Source organism: Streptomyces sp. OR43, assembly GCF_008042275.1.
In the GTDB taxonomy this organism is placed as follows: Bacteria; Actinomycetota; Actinomycetes; order Streptomycetales; family Streptomycetaceae; genus Streptomyces.
In genome coordinates this window covers 92,184-114,195 of record NZ_RDBK01000001.1, presented here as the reverse complement: position 1 = coordinate 114,195, position 22,012 = coordinate 92,184, and the positions used below count along the sequence as shown (strand labels likewise).

Genomic DNA, 22,012 nt, shown 5'->3' with positions numbered 1-22,012 from the left:
GATCCATCTGGACCGGGCCCGGCGGGCCTCGGGCGTCCTCGCCGACGACGGTATGGACGACGGCTACGGAGGAGGCGTCCGGGCCGCCATCCGACGGCTGGAGCGGCGACTGCGGGAGTTCTGACCGCCCGCCCCCGGACCTGCGTCAGGCGTCCGGAGTCCGGGGAGGGCGCGGTCTCCGGTGGCCCGTCGGCGGGCCACCGGTCCCGGTGCGGGGCCGCCGCGTCAGCGGCCGTACGTGTCGTCGCAGATCCGCGACTGCGGGCTGCCCGCGGGCCAGCGCCCGTATCCCCGCCCCAGCGCACACACGTCCGCCCCGGACTCCGGACGCCTGACGCAGGTCCGGGGGCGGGCGGTCAGAACTCCCGCAGTCGCCGCTCCAGCCGTCGGATGGCGGCCCGGACGCCTCCTCCGTAGCCGTCGTCCATACCGTCGTCGGCGAGGACGCCCGAGGCCCGCCGGGCCCGGTCCAGATGGATCCGGGCGGCGGCGGGGCGCTCGAGCTTCACGTAGTCCGCCGCGAGGCTGAGGTGCAGCGAGGGACGGAAGGCACGCACGGCGAGCGCGTCCCGGTGCCCGGCCATGCCGTCCTCGGTCAGCGTCTGTGCAGCGGTGAGGGCCCGCAGGTCCCAGGCCAGTTCGTCGCCGGGGTCGTCCTGGGTGTCGGCCATGTAGTGCGCGAGGGTGCACCGGTGCCAGGCGTCACCGCTCTCGCCGATCTCCGCCCAGAGGGCACCGAAGCGGTTGCGGGCCTCCTCCCGGTCACCACCGTGGAGCAACATGACCGCCTGGCCGATCCTGGTCATGACGACGTCCTGCGACGCCTCCTGCTGCTCCGTCACCGCGGTCTCCTCGCACCTGTCCGCCCACGCCCGGCCGATCGGTCCCGGCACACTCCGGCTGCCTCCCGACGGAACCTGCCGGTCTCTGCCGGTTCCTTCCGGTTGCAGCCGGTTCGACGCTAACCGCCGCGGCGGACATTCGCACTCAGGCTCCGGCGCGCCCTCAGCCCAGGTCGGGGATGCGCCAGTCGATGGGCCGGTGGCCCTGCGCCGCGACCGCCTCGTTGATCTGGGTGAACGGACGCGAGCCGAAGAACTTCTTCGCCGAGAGCGGTGAGGGGTGCGCACCCTTCACGACCACGTGGCGCTCCTCGTCGATCAGCGGAAGCTTCTTCTGCGCGTAGTTGCCCCAGAGCACGAAGACCGCCGGGTCGGGCCGTGCGGCCACGGCCCGGATCACCGCGTCGGTGACCTTCTCCCAGCCCTTGCCCTTGTGCGAGTTGGCCTCACCGGCACGCACCGTCAGCACCGCGTTGAGGAGGAGCACGCCCTGCTCGGCCCACGGCATCAGATAGCCGTTGTCCGGGACCGGCAGGCCGAGCTCCTCCTTCATCTCCTTGTAGATGTTGCGCAGGGAGGGCGGCGTCTTCACGCCCGGCCGCACGGAGAAGCACAGACCGTGCCCCTGGCCCTCGCCGTGGTAGGGGTCCTGGCCGAGGACCAGGACCTTCACCTTGTCGTACGGGGTCGCTTCCAGAGCCGCGAACACCTGCTCCCGGGGCGGATAGACCGGCCCGTCGGCCCGCTCCTTCTCGACGAATTCCATGAGCTCCCTGAAATAGGGACGGTCGAGCTCGTCGCCGAGGACGCCGCGCCAGGACTCGGGCAGCGGGTAGGTGTCGGTCACGTCAACAACCTCCGATAAGCAATGCGGTTCTTGATCCCAGAACCTACCGGGGGCCACTGACAACGGACCCCGGGGAGCCCTCCGAGGTCCGTAGTCCGCAGCTCCTGGGTCCGTGGACCGGCTACCAGCTGGCCTTGCGGTACAGCTCCCACATCTGCATGACCGTCTGCGGGTCCAGCGCGCGCTCGCCGCCGCCGATGTCCTCGCCCGCGGCGACGTAGAGCTTGCCCTGCCACAGCGGCAGCAGCCGGACGTCGTCGACGAGGATCTCCTGGGCCCGCTCGAACTGCTTGCTGACCGCGCCGCGGTCGCTCTCCTTGCGGGACTGGGGCAGCAGCTCGTTCGTGATCTCGTTCTTCACATAGGGCATGCCGGTGACGCTGTCCTTGCCGACGAACGGGGCGATGAAGTTGTCGGGGTCCGGGAAGTCCGGGAACCAGCCGCGCCCGAAGACGGGGTACTGGCCCTTGGTGAAGCCCTCCTGGAAGGTCTTCCAGGGCTTGCTCTTCAGGGTGATCCTGAACAGCCCGGAGGCTTCGAGCTGGCGCTTGAGTTCGGCGAACTCGGGGGCCGTCGACGATCCGTAGCGGTCGGTCGTGAACCAGAACGTCATCGCGACCGGCTCGGTGATACCCGCCTTGGTGAGGATCCTCTCGGCCTTCTTCCTGTCCGGGTCGCCGAACGTGTCGAAGAAGCTGGTCGTGTGCCCCGCGATGCCCTTGGGGACCATGGAGTAGAGCGGCTCGGCCGTGCCCCGGTAGACCTTGGCCACCAGAGCGTCACGGTCCACGAGCTGGGCTATCGCACGCCGAACGGCCGGGTTCCCGGCTGCCGGGTCCTCCGGGTTGAAGACCAGGAAGCGGATGTCGGCGCCGACCGTCTCGACGATCTGCAGGTCGCTGTTCGCGTCCTTGTTGTCCTCCAGGTTCACGACCTCCTCGGCGCCCAGGCCGCGGTAGGTGGCGTCGATCTCGTTCTTCCTGAGCGCCTCGACCATGGAGCCGGACTCCTCGAAGTACCGGATGGTCACCGCGTCGTTCTTACGGTCGGCGAAGCCCTTGTAGTCGGGGTTCCGCACCAGCTCGGAACGGTCACCCTGCTTGTAGTCGTCGAGGAGGTAGGGACCGGACCCGGTCACCTTGCCGTCGTCGCGGATCTTGTGCTTCGAGTACGCGCTGGGCGCCACGAGCGACATGGCCGGCGTAGCCAGCACGAACGGGAAGGTGGCGTCGGGCTTGCTCAGGTGGAAGACGACGACGTCGTCGCCCTTGGTCTCCACCCGGTCGAGCGAGCCGAGCATGCCCACCGGGCCGCCCTTGACCGCGATGGTCCTGATCCGGTCGATGGAGTACTTCACGGCCTCGGCGTCGAGCTTGTCCCCGTTGGAGAACTTCAGCCCCGCGCGGAGCTCGCAGCGGTAGGCGGTGCTGGTGTTGTCGGTGAACCGGCAGTTGTCCGCGGCGTCGGGCTCGGGGCTCGTGCTGCCGGTGGGGAAGCTCACCAGGGTCTGGAACACGTTGCGCATCAGCTCCCAGGAGCCGTCCCAGGCCGCTGCGGGGTCGAGCGTGGACGGTGAGCTGGTGGTCCCGACCGCCAGCTTCTGTTCCACGTCCGAACCACCGCCGGGAAGCAGACCGCAGCCGGCCAGCAAAGACAGGGAAGCAAGGGCTGCAGCAGCCTGCAGACTGGCCCGGTAGAACACGTGCACGCTCCTCGATCAGCCATGGGTCGGCAGACCATACCGCAGCGCCCCACCGGGTCAATCCGCTGGCCCGGCGGGGCACTTGAGGCAATCAGGGCCAAACCGGCCCAGGCCGTTCTCAGCCCACGCCGGCATTCAGGAAAATCCCGCCGTCGACCACGAGGGTCTGGCCGGTGATCCAGTCCGACTGGCTCGACGTGAGGAAGGCCGCGGCCCCGCCGATGTCCGCCGGGACACCGAGCCGGCCCAGCGGGTAGGCCGCGGCCGCCTCCGCCTCGCGGCCCTCGTACAGCGCCTGCGCGAACCTGGTCTTCACGACCGCCGGAGCGATCGAGTTGACCCGGACGACCGGCGCGAACTCGTGCGCGAGCTGCAGGGTCAGATTGACCATGGCCGCCTTGCTCATGCCGTACGCGCCGATGAACGGCGAGGCGGAGACACCCGCAACGGAGGCGATGTTGACGATCGCCCCGCCGTTCTCCTTCTGCCAGGCCTTCCAGGTCTGCTGGGCGAAGCCGAGCGCCGAGATCACGTTCGTCTCGAAGACCTTGCGGGCCACGTTGAGGTCCAGCTCGGCGATCGGCCCGAAGACCGGGTTCGTACCGGCGTTGTTGACCAGGAAGTCGACCCGGCCGAACGCCTCCATCGTGCGCTCGACGGCCGCCGCCTGGTGCGCCTCGTCGTGCGCCTTGCCCGCGACGGCGATGACCCGGTCGGAACCCAGCGCCTCGACGGCCTCCTTCAGCGCGTCCTCGCCGCGTCCGGTGATGCACACGCGGTCGCCGCGGGCGACGAGCGCCTCGGCGATGCCGTAGCCGATGCCGCGGCTCGCCCCGGTGATCAGCGCGACCCTGCCACTGTCCTGCACAGTCATGATGTCCGTAACCCTTCGGGTCAGTTGAGCGGTCCGCCGGCGACGTACATGACCTGGCCGGAGACGAAGCCCGCGTCATCGCCCGAGAAGAAGGCGATGGCGTTGGCGATGTCCTCCGGGAAGCCGACGCGCTGGACCGGGATCTGGGTGGCGGCGGCGGCCTGGAACTCCTCGAAGCCCATACCGACGCGCTCCGCGGTCTGCGCGGTCATCTCGGTGACGATGAAGCCCGGCGCGACGGCGTTGGCGGTGATGCCGAACTTGCCGAGCTCCTTGGCGAGAGTCTTGGTGAAGCCCTGCAGACCCGCCTTGACCGCGGCGTAGTTGGCCTGGCCGCGGTTGCCGAGGGCCGAGGAGGAGGACAGCGAGACGATCCGGCCGAACTTGGCGTCCACCATGTGCTTCTGGACGGCCTTGGCCATCAGGAACGCGCCCTTGAGGTGCACGTTCATCACGATGTCCCAGTCGGACTCGCTCATCTTGAACAGCAGGTTGTCGCGGAGCACGCCCGCGTTGTTGACGAGGATCGTCGGGGCGCCGAGCTCCGCGGCGACCCGCGCGACGGCGGCTTCCACCTGAGCGCTGTCCGACACGTCACAGCCGACGGCGAGGGCCTTGCCCCCGGCAGCGGTGATCTTCTCGACGGTGTCCTTGCAGGCCGCCTCGTCCAGGTCGAGTACGGCGACGGCGCGGCCCTCGGCCGCCATGCGTACCGCGGTGGCGGCACCGATGCCCCGTGCGGCTCCCGTCACGATGGCTACGCGCTGCTCGGTGGTGGACATGCTTGGCTCTCCTCGCCCTTGGATCGCGGCTCAGCGGACGTCGCGAGCGATTCCGCGGGACAGGCCCGCGAGAACGTTCCCGATAACTGAGCAACCGCTTAGTACCTTCAGCAGACGAGACGCTAGAAGCCCTGGCACCCGGTGTCAACGGCCCACGGACGCAGCGGCGCATGTCACACCGGACGGCGCCACCGCCGCGGCGGGCGGCGGCAGCGCCGGAGGGGCCTCGCTCAGCGCACCAGCAGGTCGAGGAGCCGTTCGACCTCGGCGGCGGGGTCGGTGGTGAGGCCGCTGTGCACCGGGCTCGGCTGGATGACGGTGGAGCGTGGCGCGATGAGCCAGCGGAAGCGCCGCCCGGCGTCGTCGCCGGCCGCCTGGCCCGCGTCCGTACCGCCCCGGCAGACACCCTCGACGGCGTGCAGCGCCGCTCGGACCCCGGTCACGTCGGCGCCGGGGTCCAGGGCCATGAGCTTGGACTCGTCGAGGGCGGTGCGGGCGGCGACGAATCCCTTGGCGCGGCAGTAGACCACGACCCCCGCGTTGAAGAACTCGCCGCGCTGGACCCGTGGCACCACGCGCAGGAGGGCGTACTCGAAGACATCGCGCTGGGTCACGGCCGGCCGCCCTTGTCGCTGTTCTGGTCGTCGTGCCGCGGGGCGAGGCGTTCACTGAGCCAGCCCGGAGCCTGTGAGGGCTTGGACGCGGTCGGCGCGTCCAGGATGATCCGTTCGTGGATGGTGGCGGCACGCGGCAGCAGCGCCTCCACATAGGCGCGGCGCAGCTGATCCGTCGACCCGAAGCCCGGCTCGTCCACCAGCCACTCGTCGGGGACGTCGGCCGCGACCTCGGTGAGGAGCTCCTCCGTGACCAGCGGGGCGAGCTCGGCGGCGGCTGCCGCGACGTCGGGACCGAACGGGGCCAGCGCGTGGTCGGAGGCGTTGTACGGCTTGGCGGCTGACGCCTGGGCGGCCGGCCAGTTGTGGTGCCAGATCATCGTGGCGCCGTGGTCGATGAGCCACAGATCGCCGTGCCAGATCAGCATGTTCGGATTGCGCCAGGAGCGGTCGACGTTGTTGATCAGCGCGTCGAACCAGACGACGCGTCCGGCCTCGCGCGGGTCCACCTGGTAGGCGAGCGAGTCGAATCCGAGGGAGCCGGGCAGGAAGTCCATCCCGAGGTTCAGCCCGCCGCTCGCCTTGAGCAGTTCCTGTACCTCCTGGTCGGGTTCGGCGAGGCCGATCACCGGGTCCAGCTGGATCTGCACGAGATCGGGGACGCGCAGCCCGAGCCGCCGCCCGAGCTGCCCGCAGATCACCTCGGCGACCAGCGTCTTGCGGCCCTGTCCCGCGCCGGTGAACTTCATGACGTACGTACCCAGGTCGTCGGCCTCGACGATCCCGGGGAGCGAGCCACCCTCACGCAGAGGCGTGACGTAGCGGGTCGCTACGACCTCAGTTAGCACTTTCCCAGGCCACCCATCTCTTGAGCCTTGCAATCAACGGACGACCTCTGTGTGGCACAGGGGCCGTCATCACCGGCCGACGGCTCTGGGGAGAATCTGGGGAGTTTCGGCTAGCGAGCCGATGCCCCGCCCTTCCCCAGCAGACCGTCGAGGACGCCGCGCCTCTTACTGCCGGCCTCCGGCATGAAGTGAGCATAGTAACCGAGAGTGATCGCCGGCGAGGAGTGGCCGAGCCACCGCGCCGAGGTCACGACGGATTCTCCGGCTTCCAGCATGATCGAGGCGTATGGCCTGTGGCTTCCGCGTCCGTGGACTCGCCAGCCACCGCCGCCTGGGATCCGGCCGACCTTCTTAACGCCGATGCGGACCATGTGCCCGGGCCGGCGAGCGGTGATCTTCCGCGGTTCCCGGTTTGTGTCGCCGTTGGGATCGATGAACCGGCGCCGGTTCAGGCCGAGGGCGAGCAGATGCCGCGACACGGTACGGCGGCTGAGCGAGATCCCCTCGGCCTGGAGTTCGAATGCGATCCGGGACGCTGACCACTTCTCGGCTCGGCGAAAGAGCCCGTTGCCGTCGGCTGGCCTCGGGGTGTTGAGGAACGGTCCAGCAGACCGAGTTCACCGTGCCGTCGGTAGCGGTTGACCCATTTCGACGTGCACGCCCGGTAGATGCCCATCTCGGCCGCCACGTGGGCGATCGGGCGGGGTTGGCAACGCTGTACGAGTCGCAGCCGTCCTTCGGGGGACAGCGGAGCATTGCGGTGAATCACTGGCGTTCCTAACGCCAGGGATCGAGGGCGAGCTTGCCCTGGGTCTGGCCCGCTTCGAGTTGCTGCAGCAGCATCGCCCCCTCGGCCAGAGGATGAACCTGGGGGGTGCCGGGCGGGTACACGTCGTGGGCGATGAGCGCCTCGATCTCGACGAGCAACGACCGGTAGATGGACGGGGCCGTGACCGCCAGCGCACCGATGTGCAGACCTTTGACTTGAACCTGGTGGGTGAAGACCAGGTCGTGTGTGGTCAGCGTTGCGTCGCCGGAAGCGGCGCCGAAGACGACGATGCGTCCGGTGAAGGGTTTGGTGACCGACAGGCTGGTCTTGAAAGTGGCCTGCCCCACTGATTCCAGGACCAGGTCGACACCGCCGGTCAGGCGGGTGATCTCCTCAGTCAGATCGGGGAGTCGGCTGTCCAGGACCTCGTCGGCGCCGAGGGCTTTGACGGCGTGGTGCTTCGCCGGCGACGCCGTGGCGATCACGCGCGCACCGTAGTGACGGGCGAGGCGGACGGCGGCCTGCCCCACGCCTCCGGCGGCGGCATGGACGAGCACGACCTCACCCGTCTTGATCTCGCCCAACGGCTTCAGCGCTGCCAGGGCTGTGGCCCAGTTCAACACCATGCCGAGGGCGGCGGCATCGCTCCAGCCGGACGGCACCGGAAGCACACCCGCAGCCCGCATCGTCATGTACTGCGCGAAGGCCCCCGGGCCGACTCCGACGACGTGAGTGCCGAGTGGCAGCGGACTCTCGACATCCGGGCCGACACCCACGATCTCACCGGCGGCCTCGAAGCCCGCGACATAAGGGGCCTGAGGGCCTCCCCCGTATGTCGCACGGGTCTGCATGACGTCAGCGAAGTTGACCCCGGCAGCGCCCACGCGGACCAGGTACTCACCGGGTCCCGGGCTTGGGCGACGCTGATCGGTCGTGAGGGTCAGTTCCTGCGGCCCCCCGTGCGACCGCTGGACCAGTACTCGCATCGTCTGCTCAGCGGTGTTCCGCTGCTCGTTGTTCTCCATGCAGCGAACGTAGAAGTCTGACACTTACGTCAAGGTCAAGCGGCGGTCAGAGCTCAGTACGGCGGGCCTCGCGCAAGTAGGCGTCGAGTGCCGCCTGCTGACCGCTGAGAACGGCGATGCGAGCAGCGAGCCGATCGCGATAGCTCTGCACCTCGTGGAGGAACTCCGCGCACACCGCGTCGGTGCCGGCATCGGAGCCGCCAGTGAGGCGGGGCAGGAGCTCCCTGATCAACCGGACAGGCAGGCCGGACTCCAGCAGTGTGCGGATAACGAGCACCCGGTCGATCGTGGACTGGCAGTAGTCACGGAACCCATTGCTGAAACGGCCGGGGACGATCAAGCCCTCGCCCTCGTAATGCCGCAACGATCTCGCACTCACACCGCTGACTCTGGAAGCCTCACTGATCTTCATACCCGGAGCCAACGCCGGCGAGCGCCGCGATCTTCCGGCGCTCACCTAGGACGAGTTGAAGACCTGCTCAGGCGTCAACAACCTCATGCCCCGCAATATCTAGTCCCAACGCCGTTCAGTGAGGCGTGGGGGTTGTGTGTCAAAGGCCGGTCAACGGACCAGCGGAGCTCCTGTGTTGAGGATGTCCTCCACGACATTCTCAACACAGGAGCTCCGCTGTTGGAACAGGCTGCCACAACAAGGACGGTCAAGGTAGCGGACGGGGTGTTCGCGCCTGGTCCTATCGGCGAGCTGACTCGGATCGTGCCGTTCGAGATGGTCGATGAAGTGCTGGCGGCGACCGGGGCCGTTCAGCGGCGGGTCCGGTTGGTACCGGCCAGAGTCACGGTGTATCTGATGCCGGCGGGGGCGTTGTTCGCTGAGCTGGGCCATCGGCAGGTCTTCGGCCGGTTGTGCGCCGGTCCGGTGGGCCTGACGTCCGCCAGACCGAACGGCAGCGCGTTACGTCAGGCCCGCCAGCGTCTGGGTGCCGCACCGTTGAAGGCACTGTTCGATCTGGTCCGCTGCCCTGTGGCCACGACGGCGGCCGCGACGCGGTGGCGCGGGCCGCTGCTGGTAGCGGTCGACGGCACACTGCTACCGGTGCCGGACGCCCCGGCGAATCTCGCTGTGTTCTCCAAACAGCGGTGCAACAACAGGCCCGAGGGCTACCCGCAGATCCGGCTGACGGCACCGGTGGCCTGCGGGACCCGGGCGGTGATCGGGGCGGCGATCGGCCCGGCCACCACCGGCGAGCTGGAATACGCCGGCCGCCCGCCCGATGAGAGCGACCGCAGCCGTTCTACGTGGCAGAGAGCAAAATGAGCGCGGCGCGGCGGGCGTGCTCGCCGGCGTCGGCCCGGTCGTGGTGTGCGGCGACGATGGTAGCGCCTTCAACCAGCATGAGCAGTTGGCGCCCCAGTAGGCGCGGATCAGCGGCTCCGGCCCGGTCAGCGATGCCGGTGAAGATGTCGAGATAGCCGCCCAGGTGGCCTTCGGCGAGGGTGCGTACGGTCTCGACGTGATGCTGCGCGGCAGCGTTCAAGATGGCGCAGCCGCGGAAGTCCGGCTCGTTGTACCACTGCTGGAGGGCGTCGAACACGGCGGAGAGCTGGTCGGCGGGGTCGTCACCGGCGGCCGTGACGGCCTCTGCCAGCCAATTCATCACCCGCTCGCTGCGCGCGTGCAGCACGCTCTCCACAAGGCCTTCCTTGGTGCCGAAGTGCCGGTAGAGCGTCTCCTTGGACACCCCAATGCTGGCGCACAACTCGGCAACGCCGATGCCGTCGAGCCCGCGCTTGTACAGCATCCGGGTGGCTGCCTCGAGGATCGTGGTGCGGGTGCGCTCGGGGTCGATTGTGGAGCCCTTGGGAACTGCCATGCATAGATCGTACCGATCGGTTCGTTCTATTGCTAGCATGCGAGTTCGTACCGATCGGTTCGATCTCTGGGGTGGTCATGCCGGACGTTCTTGGCCCGCCGCACGGCGGTGTCGCCGCCCCGGGGCGGGGCGTATGACGAAGACGGAGCGAAAAACGGTACCCGGGGCTGCCTGGTGGGCAGCCCGGCTGGCGCTTGGCACCGCCTCCGCGCTCGGGATGGCGCGCTTCGCCTATGGGCTGGTCCTCCCGGCCATGAGGGAAGACCAGCACTGGACCTTGGCTGAGGCCGGGGCAATGAGCGCCACCAATGGGCTGGGCTATCTTCTCGGTGCACTCGTGAGCCCCGCGGTCATCCATCGGTGGGGCACCACCGCCGCCTTCCGGGCGGGAATGGCGATCGTGGCCGCGTCGCTGGCTGCCACCGCCGTGAGCCAGGGCTACCTGGCGCTGCTGGTCTGGCGAACCGCGGCCGGAGTAGCCGGGGCCGTGGTGTTCGTCGCCGGTGGCGTGATCGCCTCGCGTGTCGCTGCCCGGGCAGGCTCGGGCCTGCCTGTCACCGTCTACTTCGCCGGCACCGGGCTGGGCGTAGCCATCAGCGGTGTGACCATCCCCGTGCTGGGGGAGCACTGGCGCCTCGCCTGGGCCGGCCTGGCCGCCGCCGCCGCGCTGGCGACGGCGGGGAGCTGGGCCGCTGCCCGGACCGACGAGACTCCGCGGACCGCCATGGCCGGGCGAGCACGGATACGCCCGCTCCGGGAGGCCGCTCTGGCCTACCTGCTGTTCGCCGCCGGCTACATCAGCTACATCACGTTCCTGTCCGCCTATCTTGCCGAGCGGCATGCTCCGCTCGGACAGGTCGTGCTCACCTGGACCGTGCTGGGCCTGGCCACCATGGTGGCGCCCGTGCTGTGGAGCCGCCCGATCGAACGGTGGCCCGGCACCCGGGCTCTGGCGGCCCTGCTCACCGTGCTCAGCGGTGGGGCGGCGCTGGCGCTGACAGCACCCACTCCCCTGACCATCCTCGCCTCCGCGCTCGTCTACGGCGCGACGTTCATGGGCGTCCCCGCAGCCGTCACAGCCCTCATCAAGACCAGCGTGCCCACCGCTGACTGGACACCCACCCTGGCCGCCTTCACCACGGTGTTCGCCGCCGGGCAGACCGCTGGGCCATGGATCGCTGGTGTGGTCGCCGATCACACCTCGACCATGGCCACCCTGGCATGGACCGCGATCCTATGCGCCGCGGCGGCGGTGACCGCCGTGACCGGGCACCGCGTCCAGCGTTCTCACGGCCAGGCGCGAAGAGAAACAAGACGCGAACTCGACAGAGACAAGGGATCGGAATCATGACGAACTTCGTGCTCATCCCGGGGATGTGCCACGGCGGGTGGTGCTTCGAGGAGCTCACCCGGGAACTTCGCACTCACGGGCACGTCGTCCACCCGCTCACCCTGACCGGGCTCAGCGAGCGTAGCCACCTGCTGCAGGGCGGAGTGAACCTCGACACGCACATCCAGGATGTGACCGGGGTACTGGAAGCCGAGAACATCCGCGACGCGGTGTTGGTCGGTCACAGCTACGGAGGGATGGTGATCACCGGGACCGCCGACCGCGCCCCGGAGCGGGTGGACTCCCTGGTGTACGTGGACGCCATGGTGCCAAGCCGCGGCGACTCCTGCTGGACCCTCGTCACCGATCAGGAGCGGCGATGGTACGCGGACGTGGTGGATACGGGCTACGCGGTACGGCCTCTGCCGTTCTTCGATCCGCGGGCCACTCCCCACCCGCTCGCCTCGCTGTTCCAGCCGATCCGGCTCACCGGCGGCCCGGCGCATATCCGCCGCAGAGACTACGTGTACGCCGCGCAGTGGGACGGGCCGTCCCCGTTCGCCCCCGTCTACCAGCGGCTGCGGGACGATCCCGCGTGGACCACCCACGCGCTGGCCGGTGGCCACAACCTCATGCGAGACGCCCCGCAGGACCTGCTGAAGATCCTGCTCGACATTGCTGAAGCAGTTGATCACCAGCCCGTCCCCGCGCCACCTATACGGAGGCCCTGATGGGTGTCGGCTGACTCCAGGCGGCGATCAGTGGGCTTCGCCGAGTCGGCCACCGATCGGGAGACGGGCCGTGTAGCGCAACGCGCGAGGTCCCCGGGCTGTTAATCAAGTTGTCTGACGTCTCAATCACGTCGCTCGGGGGCCTCGTTGGTCATCCACCTGCCGCACCGGCCTGGCTCGGCGCTCGCATGGGGTCGGGGACGAGGACATCGCTGTTGGGTACGCACGTGCTCAGGCGCCAACGGCCTGCGGGCTGGTTTTCGTGTTCGTGGTCGAGACGGTTGGGGTGTCCTTCATGCTCGCCACGGAACGGGCCCCTCCAGGAGAGTCCGGGGGGCCCGTGTACCTGGGTGTCCAGGCCGGCTACTTGAGAGACAACCCCTTCGGGTCGGTCAGGCCGTTGGGCTCGGCACGGAAGGCGGCGGTCCAGGCGGTGGGGCCGCAGCGCTTGCCGTTGGGGTTCTGTTCCTCCAGGGTCGCCTCGGCCGAGTCGGTGACGATCTCCTTGCCGTCGGCGGTGGTGGTGACGGTGAGCCGGACGGGGACCGGCCCGGGCCCGTCCGCGTCGGGGAGCGGGACCGACAAAGAGCTGAACGGCCGGTCCAGGTCTCCGGACCGGCGCTGCTCACAGACCTTGCCCACGCAAAGACGCAGGGTGGCCGCGTCCGCCGCGCCGAAGTCAGCGGCGCGCCAGAGCAAGGAGACCTCGGACTTCGCGTCGAGGAGGGTGCAGGGCTCGTCCTCGCTCAGCGAACAGCCGGTCAGAAGCGACACCGTGAGCAGGGCGGAGAAGGTGATTCTCTTCATCTCGGTACCTCGCCACCAGTCCGGGGAGCGCGCTGTTGGCCGGCCCGATGTCGGTGAAGATCATCTCGCACGGATCGAACAGGCCGCCGCTGTGGTCGCCGCCACCCCCACCTCCCCCCGAGACGATGCCCTTGGCGTAGGCGCGGCCGGAGCTGTCCACAGTGTAGACGGGGCCGCCGGAGTCACCCCCGATCAAGCATGCTCCGGAGGTCTTTCGGGCGACGACCATGTTCCGGGCGGTGGTTCGCTGGTGTACTTGACCGTGGCCTCGCTCCCCAAGCAGACCGTCGATAGTGCCGAGCCCCTTGCTGCCGGCTTCCGGCATGAAGTGAGCAATGTAACCGAGGGTGATCGCCGACGAGGAGTGCCCGAGCCACCGCGCCAGGGCCACGACGGACTCCGGTCCGCACGCGATCCACTCGCCGCCCCGTTACACGTCGACGTCCGGCGACCTCGTCAGGTACGCGTGGTTGTCCTTGATCAGGTGGTCCAGCGCGTCTCTGGCGGCGGCGAGGCCGTCGATGTCCTCGGACAGCCGGGCTCGCTCGCGGTCCATGATCTCCAGCGCCTGGCGCGCCCGGTCCTCGCTCGGCTCGGTCATGCAGGGCACCATCTCGACGATGGTGCCACTGGACATGCCCGCCGCGAGGAACGCCCGCACCAGGTGCACTCGCCGGACGTGCTCGTCCTCGTAGTGACGCTGTCCGCTGGGCGAGCGGGAGCTGACGAGCAGACCCTGCTCCTCGTAGTAGCGCAGTGAGCGGCGGCTGGCTCCCGTGCGGGCGGACAACTCACCGATCCGCATGCTGAACTCCTCCCATGCTCCTGCCTCTCTTGCCCCTGACATCGATGTGAGCATTTAGGTTAACTCCATGCTGAAGCTCATCTTCATGATCAACCGCGTCGAGGGAATGTCGTACGAGCGTTTTGTCGAGCACCATCGGGACCGGCACGCGCCGCTGTTCAGCTCCATCCCGGAGGCGGATCGCTACGTGCGCAAATACGCCGTGTCGCACCCGGTCCCCGCCAAGAACTACCCGCCCCGGGCCTACGACGGCCTGACGGAGATCTGGTTCGAGGGCTGGGACGACCACGACGCCTTCTTCGCCTCCGACAACTACCGGACTCTGGTCAACCCCGACGAAGCACGCTTCATCGATATGTCCTCGGTGGCCGTGATGGTCACCGAGGAAAGGGAGGTCATCTGACGCCCGATTCGGCGGGCGCATACGAACTCACCTCTTGCACGGGCCGTGGCCTATCGCCATGAGGGCAACGAGCACCGCCACCTGTACACGGTGCTGTTCGGTGGCGCGCAGCCCTTCGAGACGGCCGGGGAAGGTCGAACCGCAGGACGCTCCCCGGCGGCCCAGGTCGGTTGGCGGCTGTCGTGATGGGTCCCCACCCACCAACCACCACCGACGCACCCCGGCGCCGAAGTGCGGGGTGGAGAAGCAGAAGCCGAGCGACATCCGGCGTAAGGGAGCGGGGTGAGCCGGGCGGCCGGCCTGGGGACCTCAGGCCGAGCCGGCCCGGCCACACGTGGGCCGGACTGCGGGAGCTCCCGGCGCGCTACGGCTGCCCCCGAAGCACTGCTCTCGTCAGGAGCTGTTCGCGGACGCCTCGTTCGAGAGGGTGACCGCGCCTGGACCGGTGGAAGGCCGCGGCGCCGCCGGGGCTTCCGCCGCCGGCTCGGACCTGGTCAGCCACAGGCCGGCGCACACGGCGGCGGCCAACGTGACGGTGCCGGCAGCGAGGAAGGCGTCGTTGAGACCGGACTCGAAGGAAGCGCCGCCGGATTGCCGGGTGCGGACGACAGCTCCGAGTACCGCTACGCCGAGTACCGCGCCGATCTGGCGGGTGGTGCTGCTGATCCCTGACGCGAGGCCGCCTTCGTGCGGGCTGACCGCTTGGATAGCGGCTCCCGTCAGCGGCGACAGGGTCAGGGCGAAGCCGATGCCGACGACTCCCAGCCGCCACCACACGTTCCCGTAGCCGGTGTCGGCGTGGACCGCGCCGAGTGCCACCAGTCCCAGGCCGGCGAGGGCCAGGCCGGCGGTCACCACGATCCGGAAGCCGTACCGGGCGGCGAGCCGGCCCGCGTACGGACTGAGGATCACCATGCCGAGGGACATCGGCAAGGTCTGGAGCCCCGCGCGCAGGATCGAGGTGCCCTGGACGTACACGAAGAACTGGGAGAAGAAGAACGACGAACCCATGAGCGCGAACCCCACCACGACCATGACGGTGTTGGACACGGTGAACAGGCGCTGCCGGAACAGCCGCAGCGGCAGCATCGGAGCGGAACGGCGCGCTTCGACGGCGACGAACGCGGCGAGGAGAAGCACCCCGGCGGTGAAGCTGCCCAGGATCACGGGCGCCGCCCAGCCGCGGGCACCGCCCTCGATCAGCCCGTACGTCAGGGCCCCCACCCCCAGAACGGACAGTGCCGTCCCCGGCACGTCGATCGCGGGGGCGCTCGGGTTGCGGGTCTCTGCGAGGCTTCGCAGACCGACCAGCACAAGCACCACGCCGACGGGCAGATTGACCAGGAAGATGGCGGGCCACCCGAACACATCCGTCAGCACACCACCGGCCACGGGACCCACGGCCAGACCGAGTCCACTGAACCCGGCCCACAACCCGATCGCCCTGACCCGCTCCTGCGGCCCGGGACAGGCGGCGACGAGCAGAGCCAGCGAGGCAGGGCTCAGCGCCGCGGCCCCGACGCCCTGCAGCACCCGGCCGGCCACCAGCCAGCCGACCGAGGGCGCGAGGCTGCACACCACCGACGCGACGGTGAACACCACCACGCCCGTCAGATACACCCGCTTGCGGCCGAACCGGTCGGCGAACACGCCGCCGGACATCAGCAGCATGGCGACCAGCAGCACATACGCGTCAACGATCCACTGCAGACCGGTCAGTTGTGTGTGCAGCCGGTCCTGCATATCGGGCAGCGCCGCCCCGACGATCGTGTTGTCGAGCAGAACCATGAACTGGCCCAGGCAGGTCACCGTGAGCAGCACGGCCCGGCTCGGACCACTGCCTACGGAAGTGGGCGATGCAGCCAAGAGGATTCCTCTCCATCGTCGATAGCGCCCCTCCACGGCCGACACAGCCGACCCGGACGCACTAACGCAGCCGTCGGCTGCGTTAGGAGACTGTACGGAGAGCCGCCCTTAAACGCAAGCAATAGCTGCGTTAAGGTGAGGCCATGAACGAAGGACAGCCAGCGCGGCGCCCCGGCGGGCGCAGCGCCCGCGTCGGCGCGGAGGTACACCGAGCCGTCACCGAACTGATCACTGAGCGCGGCTACGGCAACTTCACCGTCGGCGAGGTCGCAGCCCGCGCGGGCGTGGCCGACAGCAGCATCTACCGCCGGTGGGGCAGTCTGGAAACCCTGCTCACCGATGTGGCGCTCACCCGCCTCAACACCCGGTCACCCATGCCTGACACGGGGACCCTGGCCGGCGACCTGCGCACCTACGCAGCGCAAGTGGCCCGCGAGATCACCGGGCCCGACGGCCTGTTGCTGGTGCGCCTGGCCGTCGCCCTTTCCAGCAACGGCCAGGAGGGGCTGGAGGCGCGCGACAGCTTCCGTATCGAACGCACCAGGCAACTGCAGTCCATGCTCGCCCGCGCCACCGAACGCGGGGAGCACGCACCCGACGCGCTCGACGTGCTGGACCACCTCATGGCCCCGATGTATATCCGCGTCCTGTTCGGCATGGGCCCGCTCGCCCCGGAGTACGTCGACGGGCTGGTCGACCGATTGCTGTGACCTCACCCCGCCCCCGGGAGCAGCCCTCGCCGCGATGTCGGGGTTCCGTATGGCGTGGTGCCGGAACTGCTGACCACCGGCGGCGCGCCGGCCACTACCGCCGGTACGGGGTCCTGCACGAGCCCGCCGATCTGACCGTCCGGGCAGGCCGGTCGCGGCCGGCCCCGATGCCCTCACTCGAGATCCCAGAGACCTCGAAACCACGCTATCGGTGCAGCGGCTGTCTACCCGGGTCCGTCGCCGCCGCAGGAGATCAGGCGCAACCCGGCAGGGTCGAGATCGCGGTAGACCTCGATGGTGCGGAACCGGTCCTTGGAGTAGACGGCAGCTCCGTCGGCGGTCCCCGTCCGCACAGCTCACGAGCCCGCCTGCACGCTGTCAGACGAGCAGCTGCACAGCACCCGTTCGCATGCGGGGAGTTGACGAACATCAGGAAGCCGACCGGGGCCGATCAGTTCGGGCGGTGGGTGTGGGTTCCGGGTCTGCCGTCAGAAGAAGCCGCGCTGCTCCCGTTCAGTCCGTGTCGGTCGGGCAGTGCGTCTCCAGAGCCTTCATGGCGTGCGACGCGTTGAAAGGCAGGATCGTGACCGCAACGTGGGGCAGCTGCAGTGTGGCCAGGTCCAGCGTCTCCACAAGGACGAACACCTGGTGGCGGTGCGTACGCGGCCGGTCCGCGCCCGTCGGCAGCCGTTCCAGGGCGGCGGCCTCGCGCCGGTATTCGCGGTTGATGCGGATCAGTACCCAGACCCCGAGCGGGAAGACCACGACGACCAGCCAGGCGCCTTCGGTGAATTTGGTGACGGCGAAGATCAGCACGACAGCGGCGGAGACGATCGCCGCGAGTGCGTTGACCGTGATCTTCACTCGGCGCAGAGGCTCGAGTCTGCGCAGATGGTAGGCGGTGAGGCCGGCCCCGGCCATGGTGAAGGCGGTGAACACGCCGATGGCGTAGAGGGCTACGAGCTTGTCCACGTTGGCACCCGTAACGAGCAGCAGGGCGAGCGAGAGTGCGGAGAGGGTGAGGATGCCGTTGGAGAAGGCCAGTCGGTGCCCGCGCCGGGTGAGCACGCGCGGCAGGAATCGGTCCTCTGCGACGAAGCTTGCCAGGAACGGAAACCCGGTGAAGGGGGTGTTGGCACCGGTATAGAGGATGAGTGCGGTCGCGAGCTGGACGAAGACGAGCCCGATCGTCCCCATCGTCCCGCTTCCGAAGGCGAGCCGTGCCTCCTGCGCGATGACGGTGGGGGGTCCCGTCGGTGTACGGGACGGCGTGGGTGAAATGCGCGAGGGTGGAGACGCCCAGGACCAGGAGGGCGAGCACGCAGCTCATGGTGATGAGGGTGTGCCGGGCGTTTCGGCCACCACCGGCACGAGGACCCGGAGCATCTCCTCGGAACCGTAGGCCGACGAGCTGATGCAGTCGGACGCGAGAACACCGAGGGCCGTCCGGTCGCCGAGCTTCTCCTCACTGACACGTTCGGTGGTGAGTGGCTCGCCGAGGAGCCGCCGCTTGACGCGGTACATCGGCCGATCAAGGGTCATGCATCCATCAGAACGGGCTGCTGCTCCGGGGCTGGGCAGACACGACGGGGCACCCACTCACCCGTACACGCCAGGCTCCGTGGAACCGGCCGAGCGGTCAACCCGATAGCGAGAACTCGCCCTGGCCGCCCATCATTTTGACCTCCACCGTATTCGGGATGTCTTTGACCCAGTACGTGCACGTGAACGACTTGCCGTCCTCGGCCACGAGGTAGACAGGGCAGCTCACCCGGTCGGTCTTGGGGCCGATGCGGGCCTGAACTGCCTGCTCCACCGCCACGGGGTCCAGCACCACGGGTTCCGTGGGAAGGTCGGTGTCGGTGTTCATCACCTTGGTCGTCACGATCACCGCGCAGACGGCAACCACCACCGAGGAAGCCGCCATGACGCGCCGCGCAAAGCTCCGTTGATCAGTCATCGGACAGTCCTATCGGGGCTCGATCCGAGCTGACAAGGGCCCTCCGGTATCTATCGGGGAGAAGCTGCCGGTCCTCGCCGACGCCGCCGCCCGCAGTGCGTCGAGCGGCCAGGAACCTGTGGGAGCCGTGCGGGGTGGAGTGGCGCCAGGCCACGGCGCCGCCCGTCTCGGAGGGGTTTCGAGGAGGCGGCAATGCCTTGCCGCCGGGTGAGTGGTGTTGACGGCGGCACTGTGAGTGGGCGGGCACAGGCGGGGAGACATGGGGCCACGCCGCACACTCACCCAAGGAGCCCTGGATGAAGCGCACCGCCTTGGCCACCGCCTGTGCCGCCGCCCTGTTCGCCGCCGCCCTGACCGGGTGCTCCGACAGTACGAGCGACACAGCGGAGGAGGCACACGGCTCCACCCCCAGCGCCTCACCCTCGAAACCGGCCACCGTCGACACGAAGTCCGTGGACAAGCTCGGCGCCATCCTCACCGACGAGAAGGGCCGCACCCTCTATCTCTTCCTCGCCGACAAAAAGAAGAAGTCGAACTGCGCGGGGGACTGCGCCAGGGCCTGGCCTCCGCTGCTCAGTAAGGGGGACGCCAAGGCCGGCAAGGGCGTGGCACAGAAACTGCTCGACGTCACCAAGCGCTCGGGCGGCGACCAGCAGGTCACGTACAACGGCCACCCCTTGTACTACTACGCCGGCGACAAGAAGCCTGGCCAGACGAATGGCCAGGCCCTCGATCAGTTCGGCGCCGCGTGGTACGTCCTGGACGCCAAGGGCAAGCAGGTCGTGAGCTGAGCCGGTCGAGCGGCATGCGTGCGCGGCAAGGCGAAGCCGACCGCGACGCCTTCGCGACCAGTGCCGCGCTCGCCGTGCTGTCTGTCGAGGTAGCTGCCCAGCTCACCACCGCACCCCTCGGCCTCGCCCTGTGGAGGTACGGCCGCGTGCCCGGTGCCCGCTCCGCGCACCGGCCGGCACGCCGGGGTCACCGCGCTCTCGGGTCGGTATATCGCCAGGCTGTACGCACCGCCGCACGGAGATCCACGGACCGGTCGGTGGAGGGCGCTGCCCGGATCCGTGCCCGGGCGGCGGTGTCCCTCACGCCACGGCGGTCCCTTCCCGGACGGCGGGTGCGACGGGGGCCCCGCCCTCGCGGCCGGAGGACAGTGCGGCCTCGACCACCGCGACCGCCGCGTGGATGTCGGCCGCCGTCACCAACGGGGTGCGGCCGTAACGGATGTCGTCGCAGAACTCGGTGAACAGCAGGCGCAGTGCCGTCGTCGCCGCGGGTCCGGCGACCTGGTGGGCGGAGCTGTCGCCGCCCGCCGTGCGCACGGTGACCGCCGGGGCGTCCTCGTCGGCGAGTACGTGGCCGTGTGAGCCGAGCACGCGCAGGCTGGAGGAGACCGGGGCCGGGCCGACGCCGGCGGGTGTGCGGGCGACGGTCACCGTCGCCACGACGCCGTTGCCCAGGCGGAGCGAGAGGACCGCCGCGTCCTCGACGCCGTACGCGCCGTGCGGGCCGTCGAAGAGCGGCGCGTGGGGTGCGGCGCTGCTGAAGGCGACGACCTCCTCCACCTCCAGACCGGTGAGGTAGCGGATCGCCAGGGCCGGGTACCAGCCGAAGTTCATCAGTTCGCCGCCGCCGGACAGGGCGGGGTCGCAGACGAGTTCGGGGCGTTCGACGGTGGCGCCGTCGAGGCCGCCTGCGGCGAGCCATTCGGCGTCGACGGCCAGGGGGAGGCCGATCGCGCCGGAGTCGACCATGCGCCGGGCTCGGGCGATCTGCGGGGAGTGGAGGCGGTGCACGGCGGTGAGCAGCCCGCGGGAGCGGTCGGCGGCCTCCCACAGCCGCTGTGCGTCCCGGGTGGTGGTCGCGGCCGGCTTGTCGACGATGACGTGACGGCCCGCTTCGAGTGCGGTCACGGCGAGGTCGGCGTGGCGCGTGGGCTCGCTGCACACGAGGGCGATGTCGCAGGAGTCGAGGCCCTGTTCGAGGTCGAGCAGCGGGATGCCGGTCGCGGCGGCCAGGGCGGCGCTGTCGTCGCGGAAGGGGCTGTCGGCGGTGTCGGCGCAGCCGATGACCTCGATGCCGGGCAGGGAGCGGAGCAGGGGCACGTAGTCACGGGCGTGCCGGACCCCGGATGCGATGAGGATCCTCATGTCAGCAGACCTCCTTGACGTCGACGGGGCGGGACTCGTCCGCGCTGAGCTGCGCGGCCAGGGCGGCGGCGAGGGCGGCGCGCACCTGGTGCGGTGCGGTCAGCGGGGCCGCGACGCCGTCCAGCACATCGCGCAGGTGCCGGGTCTGCGCCGTCATCGCGCCCTCGATCGAGGCCGGGGCGACGGGCGAGGCGGACCGCGTCCGGGGCTCGTCCTCACTGCTGTGGTGCAGGGTGCCGGTGGTGCCGGCGAGCATGAGGCGGCGCACGAAGGTGCCGCGCTCGACGAGGGCGTAGCACAGCTCGACGGTGGCGAGGGCGCCGCGGGCGAAGCGGACGAGGATCTGGAAGCTGTCGGGGGTGGGCATCCCGGGCGCCCAGGTGCGGCAGGGCCGGGCGAAGACCCGGACCGGTTCGTCGTCCATGAGCCAGGTCAGCAGGTCGAGGGCGTGCACGCCGTTGTGGGCCACGTGGCCGCCGGAGCGGGAGGCGTCCAGCTGCCAGCCCCGCCAGCCGCCCGGCCAGACGTGCCCGGTGTACCAGGTGAGGTGGGCCAGCCGGGGCGTGCCGATCGCGCCCGAGGCGACGGACCGGGCGATCTCCAGGTGGACGGGCTGGAACCGGGCCGTCTGGGCGACGAGCAGCGGCCGGCCCGCGGTCTTCGCCGCGGCGAGGATCCGGTCGGTGTCGGGGACGCTCAGCGCGGCGGGCTTCTCCAGGAGGACCGCCCGGCCGGCCCGGAGGGCGGCCACGGTGAGATCGGCGTGGGACTCCGGGGAGGTGCACACGGCGGTGACGTCGACGGTGTCGGACCAGGCGGTCGCCGGGTCGGTGGACCAGGTGGCCCCTTCGGCGAGGGCGGCCAGGGCGGCGGCCCGTTCCGGATGGCGGTCGACGACGTGGGCGAGGCGCAGTCCCGGGACGCCCGCGATCGCGGTGACGTGATCGCGGGCGATGGCCCCCGCTCCGATAACGGCCACGCGGTGGCCGCCGGCCTGCTGTCCGGGGTCGCGTGCCTTCTGCGCGCCGGGTACCGGTACGGGGTTCATCCGCGACTCCTCACTCAGGGACACCTAGACATCAGACATCTTATGTCCGATGTCTAGGGCG

General features: G+C 69.7%; 24 protein-coding genes and 2 pseudogenes. 6 read left to right on the top strand and 20 right to left on the bottom strand.

The genetic code is table 11. The features are described from left to right. Window positions 1–356 precede the first annotated feature (356 nt). The 10 genes and pseudogenes from EAO72_RS00540 to EAO72_RS00490 form a co-directional block, all read right to left on the bottom strand. A complete protein-coding gene (locus EAO72_RS00540; protein WP_148015181.1) occupies window positions 357–842 on the bottom strand; it encodes a hypothetical protein in 486 nt (161 codons plus the stop codon). A 163-nt stretch (window positions 843–1,005) separates the two neighbouring features. Beyond that, a complete protein-coding gene (locus EAO72_RS00535; RefSeq protein WP_148015180.1) occupies window positions 1,006–1,689 on the bottom strand; it encodes a uracil-DNA glycosylase in 684 nt (227 codons plus the stop codon). 121 nt (window positions 1,690–1,810) lie between these two features. Beyond that, on the bottom strand, window positions 1,811–3,391 hold the full coding sequence (locus EAO72_RS00530) for an ABC transporter substrate-binding protein (RefSeq protein ID WP_148015179.1): 1,581 nt from the start codon (window positions 3,389–3,391) through the stop codon (window positions 1,811–1,813). A 118-nt stretch (window positions 3,392–3,509) separates the two neighbouring features. Beyond that, window positions 3,510–4,265 carry an SDR family oxidoreductase gene (locus EAO72_RS00525; RefSeq protein WP_148015178.1) on the bottom strand — a complete coding sequence of 252 codons (756 nt, stop codon included), beginning with the start codon at window positions 4,263–4,265 and terminating at the stop codon, window positions 3,510–3,512. 20 nt (window positions 4,266–4,285) lie between these two features. Continuing rightward, complete coding sequence (gene fabG / locus EAO72_RS00520; RefSeq protein ID WP_148015177.1) at window positions 4,286–5,047, bottom strand: 3-oxoacyl-ACP reductase FabG; 762 nt, start codon at window positions 5,045–5,047, stop codon at window positions 4,286–4,288. A gap of 230 nt (window positions 5,048–5,277) precedes the next feature. Then, complete coding sequence (locus EAO72_RS00515; protein ID WP_148015176.1) at window positions 5,278–5,661, bottom strand: DUF3037 domain-containing protein; 384 nt, start codon at window positions 5,659–5,661, stop codon at window positions 5,278–5,280. Next, window positions 5,658–6,509, bottom strand: coding sequence for a HipA family kinase (locus tag EAO72_RS00510; protein WP_148015175.1), 852 nt, complete (start codon window positions 6,507–6,509; stop codon window positions 5,658–5,660). The genes EAO72_RS00515 and EAO72_RS00510 overlap by 4 nt, the downstream gene beginning before the upstream one ends. 290 nt (window positions 6,510–6,799) lie before the next feature. After that, a pseudogene (locus EAO72_RS00500) lies at window positions 6,800–7,278 on the bottom strand (helix-turn-helix domain-containing protein); the annotation flags it as partial. An 8-nt stretch (window positions 7,279–7,286) separates the two neighbouring features. Continuing rightward, window positions 7,287–8,303, bottom strand: coding sequence for an NADPH:quinone oxidoreductase family protein (locus EAO72_RS00495; RefSeq protein WP_148015174.1), 1,017 nt, complete (start codon window positions 8,301–8,303; stop codon window positions 7,287–7,289). Window positions 8,304–8,349: 46 nt separating this feature from the next. Further along, on the bottom strand, window positions 8,350–8,715 hold the full coding sequence (locus EAO72_RS00490) for a MerR family transcriptional regulator (protein WP_148015173.1): 366 nt from the start codon (window positions 8,713–8,715) through the stop codon (window positions 8,350–8,352). 219 nt (window positions 8,716–8,934) lie between these two features. Between EAO72_RS00490 and EAO72_RS00485 the strand changes: the two genes are divergently transcribed. Further along, window positions 8,935–9,579, top strand: coding sequence for a transposase domain-containing protein (locus EAO72_RS00485; RefSeq protein WP_261991253.1), 645 nt, complete (start codon window positions 8,935–8,937; stop codon window positions 9,577–9,579). Here the strand turns inward: EAO72_RS00485 and EAO72_RS00480 are convergent. Then, a complete protein-coding gene (locus EAO72_RS00480) occupies window positions 9,557–10,135 on the bottom strand; it encodes a TetR/AcrR family transcriptional regulator (RefSeq protein ID WP_148015172.1) in 579 nt (192 codons plus the stop codon). The two genes, EAO72_RS00485 and EAO72_RS00480, sit on opposite strands and share 23 nt — an antisense overlap. On the opposite strand from EAO72_RS00480, the gene EAO72_RS00475 reads away from it, so the two are divergent. Both EAO72_RS00475 and EAO72_RS00470 read left to right on the top strand, forming a co-directional pair. Then, the gene (locus EAO72_RS00475; protein ID WP_315986277.1) at window positions 10,035–11,486 is read left to right on the top strand and encodes a YbfB/YjiJ family MFS transporter; all 1,452 of its coding nucleotides are present in this window, start codon (window positions 10,035–10,037) and stop codon (window positions 11,484–11,486) included. The two genes, EAO72_RS00480 and EAO72_RS00475, sit on opposite strands and share 101 nt — an antisense overlap. Next, on the top strand, window positions 11,483–12,196 hold the full coding sequence (locus EAO72_RS00470; RefSeq protein ID WP_148015170.1) for an alpha/beta fold hydrolase: 714 nt from the start codon (window positions 11,483–11,485) through the stop codon (window positions 12,194–12,196). Before EAO72_RS00475 ends, EAO72_RS00470 begins: the two co-directional genes overlap by 4 nt. A gap of 363 nt (window positions 12,197–12,559) precedes the next feature. Here EAO72_RS00470 and EAO72_RS00460 read toward each other — a convergent pair whose 3' ends face one another. Both EAO72_RS00460 and EAO72_RS00455 read right to left on the bottom strand, forming a co-directional pair. Continuing rightward, window positions 12,560–13,003: a hypothetical protein gene (locus EAO72_RS00460; protein WP_148015169.1), complete on the bottom strand. Its 444-nt coding sequence runs from the start codon at window positions 13,001–13,003 to the stop codon at window positions 12,560–12,562. A gap of 430 nt (window positions 13,004–13,433) precedes the next feature. Next, window positions 13,434–13,808 (bottom strand): MerR family transcriptional regulator, encoded by a 375-nt coding sequence (locus EAO72_RS00455; protein ID WP_148015168.1) that lies wholly within the window; start codon window positions 13,806–13,808, stop codon window positions 13,434–13,436. 67 nt (window positions 13,809–13,875) lie between these two features. On the opposite strand from EAO72_RS00455, the gene EAO72_RS00450 reads away from it, so the two are divergent. Further along, on the top strand, window positions 13,876–14,211 hold the full coding sequence (locus EAO72_RS00450) for an EthD domain-containing protein (protein ID WP_148015167.1): 336 nt from the start codon (window positions 13,876–13,878) through the stop codon (window positions 14,209–14,211). A gap of 393 nt (window positions 14,212–14,604) precedes the next feature. Here EAO72_RS00450 and EAO72_RS00440 read toward each other — a convergent pair whose 3' ends face one another. Then, entirely contained in the window at window positions 14,605–16,077 is a 1,473-nt protein-coding gene (locus EAO72_RS00440; protein ID WP_148015166.1) for an MFS transporter, read from the bottom strand. Between the two features lie 143 nt (window positions 16,078–16,220). On the opposite strand from EAO72_RS00440, the gene EAO72_RS00435 reads away from it, so the two are divergent. After that, on the top strand, window positions 16,221–16,787 hold the full coding sequence (locus tag EAO72_RS00435) for a TetR/AcrR family transcriptional regulator (RefSeq protein WP_148015165.1): 567 nt from the start codon (window positions 16,221–16,223) through the stop codon (window positions 16,785–16,787). Window positions 16,788–17,011: 224 nt separating this feature from the next. Here EAO72_RS00435 and EAO72_RS00430 read toward each other — a convergent pair whose 3' ends face one another. The 4 genes and pseudogenes from EAO72_RS00430 to EAO72_RS00420 form a co-directional block, all read right to left on the bottom strand. Continuing rightward, window positions 17,012–17,140 carry a class F sortase gene (locus EAO72_RS00430; RefSeq protein WP_315986276.1) on the bottom strand — a complete coding sequence of 43 codons (129 nt, stop codon included), beginning with the start codon at window positions 17,138–17,140 and terminating at the stop codon, window positions 17,012–17,014. 250 nt (window positions 17,141–17,390) lie between these two features. Further along, window positions 17,391–18,147, bottom strand: a pseudogene (locus EAO72_RS43730) (APC family permease); the annotation flags it as partial. Continuing rightward, the gene (locus EAO72_RS43940) at window positions 18,114–18,329 is read right to left on the bottom strand and encodes a hypothetical protein (RefSeq protein WP_261991251.1); all 216 of its coding nucleotides are present in this window, start codon (window positions 18,327–18,329) and stop codon (window positions 18,114–18,116) included. The gene EAO72_RS43940 and the pseudogene EAO72_RS43730, both read right to left, overlap by 34 nt. 97 nt (window positions 18,330–18,426) lie before the next feature. Further along, window positions 18,427–18,747, bottom strand: a complete 321-nt coding sequence (locus tag EAO72_RS00420; RefSeq protein ID WP_148015164.1) for a DUF4333 domain-containing protein — start codon at window positions 18,745–18,747, stop codon at window positions 18,427–18,429. 296 nt (window positions 18,748–19,043) lie between these two features. On the opposite strand from EAO72_RS00420, the gene EAO72_RS00415 reads away from it, so the two are divergent. Then, window positions 19,044–19,538: a COG4315 family predicted lipoprotein gene (locus EAO72_RS00415; protein WP_148015163.1), complete on the top strand. Its 495-nt coding sequence runs from the start codon at window positions 19,044–19,046 to the stop codon at window positions 19,536–19,538. Between the two features lie 300 nt (window positions 19,539–19,838). Here EAO72_RS00415 and EAO72_RS00410 read toward each other — a convergent pair whose 3' ends face one another. Together EAO72_RS00410 and EAO72_RS00405 are read right to left on the bottom strand one after the other, a co-directional pair. Then, window positions 19,839–20,903, bottom strand: coding sequence for a Gfo/Idh/MocA family protein (locus EAO72_RS00410; RefSeq protein ID WP_148015162.1), 1,065 nt, complete (start codon window positions 20,901–20,903; stop codon window positions 19,839–19,841). A 1-nt stretch (window position 20,904) separates the two neighbouring features. Next, window positions 20,905–21,951, bottom strand: a complete 1,047-nt coding sequence (locus EAO72_RS00405) for a Gfo/Idh/MocA family protein (RefSeq protein ID WP_148015161.1) — start codon at window positions 21,949–21,951, stop codon at window positions 20,905–20,907. Window positions 21,952–22,012 lie beyond the last annotated feature (61 nt).

Coding starts and splice junctions, on each gene's coding strand:
- EAO72_RS00525 (WP_148015178.1), bottom strand. CDS start 4,265: ATGACTGTGCAGGACAGTGGCAGGGTCGCGCTGATCACCGGGGCGAGC.
- fabG (WP_148015177.1), bottom strand. CDS start 5,047: ATGTCCACCACCGAGCAGCGCGTAGCCATCGTGACGGGAGCCGCACGG.
- EAO72_RS00495 (WP_148015174.1), bottom strand. CDS start 8,303: ATGGAGAACAACGAGCAGCGGAACACCGCTGAGCAGACGATGCGAGTA.
- EAO72_RS00490 (WP_148015173.1), bottom strand. CDS start 8,715: ATGAAGATCAGTGAGGCTTCCAGAGTCAGCGGTGTGAGTGCGAGATCG.
- EAO72_RS00475 (WP_315986277.1), top strand. CDS start 10,035: ATGCCGTCGAGCCCGCGCTTGTACAGCATCCGGGTGGCTGCCTCGAGG.
- EAO72_RS00480 (WP_148015172.1), bottom strand. CDS start 10,135: ATGGCAGTTCCCAAGGGCTCCACAATCGACCCCGAGCGCACCCGCACC.
- EAO72_RS00470 (WP_148015170.1), top strand. CDS start 11,483: ATGACGAACTTCGTGCTCATCCCGGGGATGTGCCACGGCGGGTGGTGC.
- EAO72_RS00460 (WP_148015169.1), bottom strand. CDS start 13,003: ATGAAGAGAATCACCTTCTCCGCCCTGCTCACGGTGTCGCTTCTGACC.
- EAO72_RS00455 (WP_148015168.1), bottom strand. CDS start 13,808: ATGCGGATCGGTGAGTTGTCCGCCCGCACGGGAGCCAGCCGCCGCTCA.
- EAO72_RS00450 (WP_148015167.1), top strand. CDS start 13,876: ATGCTGAAGCTCATCTTCATGATCAACCGCGTCGAGGGAATGTCGTAC.
- EAO72_RS00435 (WP_148015165.1), top strand. CDS start 16,221: ATGAACGAAGGACAGCCAGCGCGGCGCCCCGGCGGGCGCAGCGCCCGC.
- EAO72_RS43940 (WP_261991251.1), bottom strand. CDS start 18,329: ATGACCCTTGATCGGCCGATGTACCGCGTCAAGCGGCGGCTCCTCGGC.
- EAO72_RS00420 (WP_148015164.1), bottom strand. CDS start 18,747: ATGACTGATCAACGGAGCTTTGCGCGGCGCGTCATGGCGGCTTCCTCG.
- EAO72_RS00415 (WP_148015163.1), top strand. CDS start 19,044: ATGAAGCGCACCGCCTTGGCCACCGCCTGTGCCGCCGCCCTGTTCGCC.
- EAO72_RS00410 (WP_148015162.1), bottom strand. CDS start 20,903: ATGAGGATCCTCATCGCATCCGGGGTCCGGCACGCCCGTGACTACGTG.
- EAO72_RS00405 (WP_148015161.1), bottom strand. CDS start 21,951: ATGAACCCCGTACCGGTACCCGGCGCGCAGAAGGCACGCGACCCCGGA.